This window comes from Nocardiopsis halophila DSM 44494 (genome assembly GCF_000341245.1).
GTDB classification, from domain to species: Bacteria; Actinomycetota; Actinomycetes; order Streptosporangiales; family Streptosporangiaceae; genus Nocardiopsis_A; species Nocardiopsis_A halophila.
Genome location: NZ_ANAD01000047.1, coordinates 53,210 through 61,768, shown reverse-complemented (window position 1 = coordinate 61,768; position 8,559 = coordinate 53,210). Strand labels below are relative to the sequence as shown.

Sequence of the window (8,559 nt, the reverse complement as noted above, 5' to 3'; positions counted from 1 at the left end):
CGGTTCGGGGCGGCGGCCCTGCCGGTCGAGTGAGGGGAGGCGCCCCGATCCTGAGGCGCTGGAGCTGTACCGGCTGAGGAGGGACCTGGACGAGGTGGCCGTCTACACCGACTGGTTCCGGGCCCCGCACACCCGCACCCCCGATACGGAGACCGCCTGGCGGGGGATCGAGGAGTCGGTGGCGCGCCTGGCGCACTGAGCCCGCCTCCCGGGGCGGTGTCGCGGGCGGTTTGGCCCGTCGCGCAGGGGGTACCCGGAAGTGGACGGAGACCGGGGTCACTCTGGGCCAGGTGGGCCAATCGGGTTCCGGACGGGATGATTCAGTGCCAGTGACCGGGCCGATGAGCGGCAGTGGCACTCGGAGGTCGCTGATTGGCGCCGTCCGGTCGTCCCCGATCGCACTCGAGCGCGCCCCACCGGAGGAGCAAGGCAGGGGGCGCCGCGCACGACGCCCGTCCTCGCAAGGAACAGCAGGGAACGGTCCTTGGGAAACGGTGCGGACCGACGGCCGGACGGTAGGCTTAGCGGCGTGCCAGCACCGCTGCCCGACTGGGTGATACCTCCTCCCGAGGGGTTTTCGGCGGACGATTTCCTGCGGATGCCCGCACTTCCGCCGCACACCGGACTCATCGATGGCGGTCTCGTCTTCGTGAGCCCCAGAGGAAATGGCATTCCGGGGCCGTCGGCCGCTTCTGGGTGGAGCTCGACGCCCAAGCGCCCGAAGGATGGAGGGCCGACCGGGAGATGGCGCTCCGAGCCGGTGCGCGCCAGGTTCCCGAGCCCGATGTCCTCGTCGTGCGGGGAGGACGCGCTTCTGAGCAGGGAGCCGCAGACGTATTACCTCCCCGAAGACGTCCTCCTCGTCATCGAAGCGGTCTCACCGGATTCCGAGGACCGCGACCGCGAAACGAAGCCGGGAAAGTACGCTCGCGCCAGGATTCCCCATTTCTGGCGCATCGAGGAGGCCGACGAGGACGCGGCGGTCGTCTACGCGTACGTGCTCGAACCAGCCACGGGGTCCTACGGGCTCGGCGGGGTCCACCACGACCGCCTCAGAGTCTCCTCCCCCTTCCCGATCGACATCGATCTGCGGGACATCCGCCGGAGGCGGGCCCGCTGATCCCGCCGGGGCCCCGGGGAGGACGGGCCAGAGGGTCCTGCCTCACGCATCACAGGCCAGCGGGCCGCCCGTGTAGGCCAGGGCGTCGGTGAACGCGGCGACCATGTCCATCTCCCGGCCCTCGGCGTCGGCGTAGGCCCGGTGCAGGTTCAGCACGATCCGCTCGGCGTCCGGCCAGGACGCGAACGCGCCCAGGTCGGCCCCGCGCGCCGCCTCCAGGGGGCCGACGCCGGCCCTGCGCCCGGCCGCCGCCGTCTCGGCCACGAACGCGTAGTACCGGTCGTGCTCGTCGAGCGAGCGCTCGATCCCGGCGCCCTCCAGCAGCGCCCCGTGCCCCGGGACCAGGTGGTCGGCGCCGAACCCGGCCACCCACTCCAGCGACCGGCGCGCCCCCTCCAGCGACCCCATGAACACGAGCGGCGTCACCCGGTTGAACACCAGGTCCCCCGCGTAGAGCACGCCCTGCTCGGGCAGCCACACCACCGCGTCCCCGGGGGTGTGCGCGGTGTGCCCCGGGTGGCGGACCTCGGCCCGCACCCCGCCCAGGTGCAGGGTCAGGGCCTCGCGGAACGTCAGCCCCGGCGGCCGGCGCACCGCGTCGGACCAGTCGGGCATCGGCTCCCAGACGCGCGGCACGTCGTCGAAGAACGGGTCCTGCACCATGCCCTCGCGCGCCTTCTCCTGGGCGGCGATCAGCGTGTCGGCCGGGAGCAGGTGGTTGCCGTAGGTGTGGTCCCCGTGCTGGTGGGTGTTGACCGCCACCCGCACCGGCGCGCCGCCGGTCGCCTCGGCCGCGGCCGACAGGAAGCGGCGGGTGCGCTCGGAGGAGACGCAGGTGTCCACCACCATGGCCTGCGCACCGTCCCCGGCCGCGACCAGGCCGGCGTTGTTGACCCACCAGCCCCCCTCGGGCTGGACCCAGGCGTAGGCTCCGGGCACGATCTCCACCAGCGACGCGTCGGCGACTCCCATGCGCCCACCACTCCGATCCGCTCGGCCCCGGCTCCGGGGCGGAGCCTACCCCCGCCCGCATCCGGCGGGCGGGGGAACGGGGACCGGACCCCGGGCGGGTCAGGGCCCCGCGGGCTCCGGGGTGAAGCGCACCGGCAGGCTCAACGGGCCCCGCATGATTCCCTGGGGGATGCGGGGCGGCTCCGCCCCGGGGTCCACCGAGGCCATGTCCGGGAGGCGGTCGAGCACCTGGCGCAGGCCGATCACGGCCTCGGCGCGGGCCAGCGGCGCCCCCAGGCAGTAGTGGATCCCGTGCCCGAAGCTCAGGTGGCGCGCGTCCTTGCGGGCCACGTCCGCCTCGGCGCCGTCGGCGTCCATGTTGGCCGAGCCCAGGGCCACCAGCACCGCATCGCCCTTGGCAACGCGCCGCCCGCCCAGCTCCATGTCCTGCGCGGCGAAGCGCGCGGGCGTCAGCTCCACCGGCGCCTCGGTGCGCAGGAACTCCTCGACCGCGCCCGGCAGCAGCTCGGGCTCGGCGCGCAGCCGGTCGGCCTGGTCGGGGCGGCGCAGCAGCACCGCCAGGGCGTTGCCCAGCAGGTTGACCGTGGTCTCGTGCCCGGCGATGACCAGCAGCACGGCGGTGCCCAGCAGTTCCTCGTCCGACAGGCGCCCGTCCTCTTCGTCGTGGACCGCGATGAGCGAGCTGAGCATCGCCTCGTCGGGGGTGCGGCGCTTCTCCTCCAGCAGCTCGCCCAGGTAGCGGTTGAGCATGATGCCGCCCTCGACGCGGTCGCCGCCGGTGACGCCCATGGCCCGGTTCGACCAGTCCTGGAACTCCGCCCGCCGCTCCTCGGGGACGCCGAGCAGCTCGGAGATGACGGTCATCGGCAGCGGGCGGGTGAAGTCCTCGACCAGGTCGGCGCTGCCGCGCGGGGCGATGCGGTCCAGCAGGTCCCGGCTGATCTGCTCGATGCGCGGCCTGAGGCGCTCGGTGGCGCGCGGGGTGAACGCCCCCGAGACGAGCTTGCGCAGCCGCGTGTGGTCGGGCGGGTCCGCCATGAGCATGTTCCCGGCGAACCCGGTGCCGGGGCGGTAGACATCGGGCCGGACTGCGGCGGCCGACGGGTCCTTGAGCAGCTGCGGGTGGTTCAGGGCACTGCGCGCGAGTTCGTGGCCGACCACGACCCAGCCCCGTGTGCCGTTGGTGAACCGGGCCGGGTGGATGGGGCCGAGCGCGCGCAGCTCGGCGAAGCGTGCGGGGGAGTCGGGTTTGAAGTCCGGGCCGTCGATGATCAGGGGTTCCCCGTCGACGGTGTTGTCTGGGGCGTGCGCGGTCATCGTCGGCGTTCCTCCTGGCAGGCTGCAGGGGCCGGCGCGGCGGCGCCGGGGAGGGGCTCTGGGGGCCCTACCCCGGTCGCGGCGGGAGCAGCCCGCCAGGGCGCGTCCGGATCCGGTCGATCCGGTGGCGGCGCCGTCCCCGCGAGCGACCCCCGCGGAGGGACAGGGAGGAACAGAGCAGTGGGACAGGGCAGCAGGACAAGGGGGAGGGACACGCCTCGTGCGTCGCGGTGGCCCCTCCGTGTCGGAGGGGCCGGGTAGCCTTCGCCGTCCCGGTGCCCTCCCGGTCCGGGGGCACGTGCGACGATCGCGATGAAGAGGCGGCAGGACGATGTGCGGACGCTACGTCAGCGCGCGGAACGACCACGAGCTGCGCCTGCTGTTCGACGTGGAGCGGCGCGTGGGAGAGTCGCTCGCCCCCTCCTACAACATCGCCCCCACACAGTGGGTGCGCATCGTGCGCGAGGAGCCCGGAGACGGGGCGGCCGTCCGCGAGATGCGCAACGCCCGCTGGGGGCTGCTGCCGGTCTGGGCCAAGGACCGCAGGATGGCCTCGCGGCTGATCAACGCCCGCTCCGAGACCGTCGCCGACAAGCCCGCCTTCCGCGCGGCGGCCGTCCGGCGGCGCTGCGTGCTCCCCGCCGACGGCTACTACGAGTGGCAGCGCACCCCCGGCGGAAAGGTGCCCTACTACCTGCACGGCGCCGAGGAGGAGGCGCTCGCCTTCGCCGGCCTCTACGAGCGGTGGGCCGACCCCGGCTTCGGCGGCGACGACCCCGACCGGTGGGTGTGGACCTGCACCGTCCTCACCCGGCCGGCCTCCGACACCCTGGGGCGGATCCACGACCGCGCGCCGGTCGTGCTGCCGTGGGACATGGTCGGCGACTGGCTCGATCCGGAGGCGACGGACAAGGCCCGGGTGCGCGAGATGCTCGATGCCGTCCCCGAGCCGCACCTGGTGCCGAGGCGCGTGGGGCCGGCCGTCGGGTCGCCGCGCAACAACGACCCCTCCCTGCTGGCGGAGGCCGGCTGAGTGGGCGCCCTGGGGCGGCGCAGGGCGGCGCGGAGGCGCCGAGCCTGGTGATGCGGGACCCGCCGTCCCTGGCTCGGTGGGGGATTCGAGCGGTACGGCTCGGGGGTGTGCGGCACCGGCCCGGGAGGCCTCGCCCCGACCCGCATTTCCAACGGCGAAAACGTGCGCCCGAAACCGAATGCGCGGTCCACCCTTCCGGAAGGAACCGGAGAACGCCATCGGGGAATCACCGAGAAAGCGTGCATAATCGGTTCTCCGACCGTCGGAATGCAGCCGTAGGGAGGCGGGGACATGCGCCCGCGATTCCGCGGTGACGTCCGGTGCGTGCCCTCGGACGACGGCGTCTACCTCCATGCCGGACACGGGGCCTGCCGGGTGAAAGGAGGCCGTGCCGCAGAGTCGCTGCGGCGCCTCATCCCCCGCCTGACGGGGGAGCGGACCCTGGATGAGCTCACCGCCGGGCTCGACGGTGCCCAGGGCGTCCGGGTTCGCGGTCTGGTCGGCAGCCTCGTCGAGGCGGGGTTCGTGGTCGACGCCCAGGACGACGATCCGCACGGCCTCTCCAGGGAGGAGCTGGAGACCTACAGCGTCGAGATCGCGTTCGTGCGCTACCGCCTCGCCTCGGCCGAGCGGAGGTTCGAGCGTCTGAGACAGGCGCGCATCGCCCTGCGCGGTTCCGGCCCGGTCGCCGAAGCACTGCTGCACGCCGGCTTGCAAAGCGGATGGCGCAACGTTCAGGTCCACGCCCCGGAGGGAGAGGTGCGGGCGCTCAAGGCGGCGGCCGACCGGGCCCTGCGTGACGCGCGGCAGTCCGTCTCCTTCGCACCCCCTGACGCGGCACCGGCCGCCCCCGACGTCGTACTGGACGTCTCCACCGACCGGAACGAACTGCTCGCCGCCGCCCGAGCCCTCATCGGGACCGGCTCCGAGGTCGGGCAGGCCCTGATCGATGAGGCGGCCGAAGAGGCCTGGCTGGTTCCGGTCGGCCCGCCCGAGGAGGCCGGGGCGCGCCGGATGCCGACGGGCGCGCCGCCGCCTACCGGGCGGTCCCCGGTGTCCGCCCTGCTCACCGGTGCGGTGCCCGGCATGCTCGGTTCCCGGCTGGCGCTGTCCCGCTTCTCCCGGCTGGCGGGCCTGGCGGTGGAGGGGGAGGCGCCCACCAGGGTCGACCTTCGCACCCTGGACGCGCGAATGCAGCCGGTCGCCCGGGAACGCCCGGCCGAGCCGGCGGCGCACGCCCCCTCGTCGCGCTCCCCGACGCCGGACCGCCCGCCCTGCACCGGGGGTTCGCCGCCCGGCGCTCGGCGCCTGACGGGTACCGGCCGGCGCCGGTCGCCGTCGGCGACCTGGCACGGATCCTCGCGGCGGCCCGGGCGCCCGGGCCGCACGACCTCCCCGGAACAGAAGAGGGGCCGTCCACGCTCGCCCTCTTCCTCGTCGTCTTCGACGCCGTCGACCTGGCGGCGGGCTGCTACCGGTACCTGGGCGGGCACAGCGCGCTCGAACGCGTGGGCGGCCCGGAGGAGGCGGCGGCGGTCCGGCTGGGCCCCTGGCACCCCGACACCCGCTCCGCGCTCTACGGCGCCTCCGCCGCCCTCGTCCTGGCGGGGGACCCACGGGACGACCGCGGAGCAGGGGCCCGCTGGTACCGCTTCCAACAGGTCGAGGCGGGGGCGGCCCTGCACCGTGCGGCGCTGGCCTCCGCCGCCCTCGGACTCGCCTCCCGCATCCATTCCGACGGGGCCGGCCCCGCGGCGGCGACGGCACTCGGGCAGGCAGGAACGGGACGGGAGCCCCTCGCGCTCCTGGCCGTCGGCGCCCCGTCCCGGAACGCACCGTCCCTCACCCGGCGCCTGCCCCAGCGGACCGATCGGTGAGAGGCGGCCGTGCCCGGTACGCGCCAGGCGCGGTGCTGCTCGCGTCCCCGGTGCGCACCGATGGTGGTGAGATCACCACTCTCGATGCCCGGCTGCCGCCTGGTGCGCCCGGTATGCCTGGAACGCGAAAAGGGAGGGGTCCTTCCACGGCCAAGGCGGCAGGCCACCCGGCGGCCGACCGGCGCCACCGCCGCGAGAGCGCTCACGCTGAGGCGGAAGGTCGGCGGAACCGCATGGACGCGGCCTGAACGGTGCCTCCACCGTGCGCTCAGCGGCCCGCACACACCTGGGGCCGCGCGGCAGGGCACGATCCCTCCCCGCACGGCCCCAGAGCAGTACCCGTGTCAGCGGCCCTGGCCGCGAGCGCTTCAGCGGGTCCGGTCCGCCCCCTGTGCGGCGGCCGCGGGGACCTGCTCGGCGGCCCCTTCGGCGACCTTCTCGCCGGCGTCGCGGCCCGCGCCCCCGGGGCGCTGCGACCGCCGGTCCAGCAGTCCCGACGCCAGTGCCAGCCCCAGGCCGACCACGGCCAGGCCCGCACCGAGCAGGTTGGGCGCGGTGTAGCCGTACCCGGCGGCGATCACGAGGCCGCCCAGCCAGGCCCCGGCCGCGTTGGCGATGTTCAGCGCCGCGTGGTTGAGCGCCGCCGCCAGCGTGGGCGCGTCCGAGGCGGCGTTCATCAGCCGCATCTGCAGCGAGGGGATCAGCGCGCTCCCGGCGAAGCCGAGCAGGAACACCACCGCGACCGCGGGCACCTTGTAGGAGGCCACCGCGTGCATCAGCAGCAGCACGGCGGCGATCCCGGCCATGCAGGCGTACATCGTCGGCATCAGCGCCCGGTCCGCCGCCCGGCCGCCGACCAGGTTGCCGGCCGTCATGCCGACCCCGTACACGGCCAGGATCAGGGTGACCGCCCCCGGGCCGAACCCGGCGACGTCGGTCATCATCGGCGAGATGTAGCTGTAGGAGGCGAACATGCCGCCGAAGCCGACCGCGCCCACGGCCAGCGCCAGCCAGACCTGTCCGCGCTTGAGGGCTCCGAGCTCGGCCCGGACCGAGGTGCCCGGGTGCGGCTTCTGGGAGGGCACCCACGCGGCCAGCGCCAGCAGCGTCACCACGCCGACGACCGCGACCAGCAGGTAGGTGGCGCGCCACCCGAAAGCGTGCGAGACCGCGGTCCCCAGGGGGACGCCCACGATGTTGGCCACGGTCAGCCCGGCGATCATCAGCGACACGGCCTGCGCGCGCTTGGTGACCGGCACCAGGGACGCGGCCACGACCGCGCCGACGCCGAAGAACGTCCCGTGCGGCAGGGCGGTCAGGAACCGCGACGCGAGCAGGAACTCGAAGTTCGGGGCCGCGGCGGAGGCGAGGTTGCCCAGGGTGAACGCCCCCATCAGGGCCAGCAGCAGGTGCTTGCGGTCCACCCGCGCCCCTACGGCGGCCAGCAGCGGGGCCCCGATCACGACGCCGAGCGCGTAACCGGAGATCATGTACCCGGCCGTGGGGATGGAGACGCCGTAGGATTCGGCGACTTCGGGCAGGATTCCCATCGCCACGAACTCGGTCGTGCCGATGCCGAAGCCTCCCAGAGCCAGAGCGAGCAGTGCGATGGGCAAAGCGCTCCCTTTCGCGGATCGACGGCGGGGGAGGCGCCGGGCGCCCCCAGGTGACACCCCGAGCCAACACGTTCACGCCGGGCGAACTTTCCGATTCGCCGCTTCAGGCCGTGTGAGTGTTGTCGCGTCCCGGGTCGACCTGTGTCACATGGGGCTTCTGGGGGCTCCCTGTACTGGCCTTTTGCAGACCAGCCGACGCAGCAGGGCCTCTGCGGGGCCGGGGAGTCCCGCGCGCTCCAGCCCGTAGGCGGCCGCGACCGTGGCCGACCAGACCGCCGTGGCGAAGGCCGCCATGGAGGCGCTCCCCAAGTGCACGCCCAGGCCCAGCCCCCAGGCGGCCAGGGCGGGGGCGAACGCCACCATCAACAGGCCCCGGCGGGTCAGCAGCAGCGAGGCGGCGCGAGAGGAGGAGCCGTCAGCGACCTGGCGCTCGTACAGGCGCATCACCCCGTAGCCGAACAGGAAGGAGGACAGGGGGAGGCGCGCAGGTCCAGGCCGGTGATCATCGCGAACTGCACGGCCGTGTCCAGGGGGCCGCCGTCGGCCGGGTGCCGGCCGGACGGGCCGTAGCAGCATCGCGCCGCGCGCCAGGTCGGGGCCAGGGCGCGCTCGGAGGCGCGGACC

At 74.5% G+C, this 8,559-nt stretch carries 7 protein-coding genes and 1 pseudogene; 4 read left to right on the top strand and 4 right to left on the bottom strand.

The annotated features are described in order from the left end of the window. Together D450_RS33625 and D450_RS29575 are read left to right on the top strand one after the other, a co-directional pair. Positions 1–199, top strand: a pseudogene (locus D450_RS33625) (hypothetical protein); the annotation flags it as partial. Between the two features lie 330 nt (positions 200–529). After that, a complete protein-coding gene (locus D450_RS29575; RefSeq protein WP_152520804.1) occupies positions 530–1,120 on the top strand; it encodes a Uma2 family endonuclease in 591 nt (196 codons plus the stop codon). A gap of 42 nt (positions 1,121–1,162) precedes the next feature. Here D450_RS29575 and D450_RS0106015 read toward each other — a convergent pair whose 3' ends face one another. Next, positions 1,163–2,092 carry an MBL fold metallo-hydrolase gene (locus D450_RS0106015; RefSeq protein ID WP_017537777.1) on the bottom strand — a complete coding sequence of 310 codons (930 nt, stop codon included), beginning with the start codon at positions 2,090–2,092 and terminating at the stop codon, positions 1,163–1,165. Positions 2,093–2,191: 99 nt separating this feature from the next. Then, entirely contained in the window at positions 2,192–3,409 is a 1,218-nt protein-coding gene (locus tag D450_RS0106010) for a cytochrome P450 family protein (protein WP_017537776.1), read from the bottom strand. A gap of 331 nt (positions 3,410–3,740) precedes the next feature. Between D450_RS0106010 and D450_RS0106005 the strand changes: the two genes are divergently transcribed. Both D450_RS0106005 and D450_RS34500 read left to right on the top strand, forming a co-directional pair. Continuing rightward, entirely contained in the window at positions 3,741–4,442 is a 702-nt protein-coding gene (locus tag D450_RS0106005; RefSeq protein ID WP_017537775.1) for an SOS response-associated peptidase, read from the top strand. A gap of 1,508 nt (positions 4,443–5,950) precedes the next feature. Next, positions 5,951–6,319: a hypothetical protein gene (locus D450_RS34500; protein ID WP_017537773.1), complete on the top strand. Its 369-nt coding sequence runs from the start codon at positions 5,951–5,953 to the stop codon at positions 6,317–6,319. A 368-nt stretch (positions 6,320–6,687) separates the two neighbouring features. Here D450_RS34500 and D450_RS0105990 read toward each other — a convergent pair whose 3' ends face one another. Then, positions 6,688–7,935, bottom strand: a complete 1,248-nt coding sequence (locus tag D450_RS0105990) for an MFS transporter (RefSeq protein ID WP_017537772.1) — start codon at positions 7,933–7,935, stop codon at positions 6,688–6,690. 144 nt (positions 7,936–8,079) lie between these two features. Continuing rightward, a complete protein-coding gene (locus tag D450_RS34495; protein WP_017537771.1) occupies positions 8,080–8,379 on the bottom strand; it encodes a DUF418 domain-containing protein in 300 nt (99 codons plus the stop codon). Positions 8,380–8,559: the final 180 nt, after the last annotated feature.

Bases quoted from the DNA above. Each gene is read 5' to 3' on its own strand.
- D450_RS0106010 (WP_017537776.1), bottom strand. From the start codon at position 3,409: ATGACCGCGCACGCCCCAGACAACACCGTCGACGGGGAACCCCTGATC.
- D450_RS0106015 (WP_017537777.1), bottom strand. From the start codon at position 2,092: ATGGGAGTCGCCGACGCGTCGCTGGTGGAGATCGTGCCCGGAGCCTAC.
- D450_RS0106005 (WP_017537775.1), top strand. From the start codon at position 3,741: ATGTGCGGACGCTACGTCAGCGCGCGGAACGACCACGAGCTGCGCCTG.
- D450_RS34495 (WP_017537771.1), bottom strand. From the start codon at position 8,379: ATGCGCCTGTACGAGCGCCAGGTCGCTGACGGCTCCTCCTCTCGCGCC.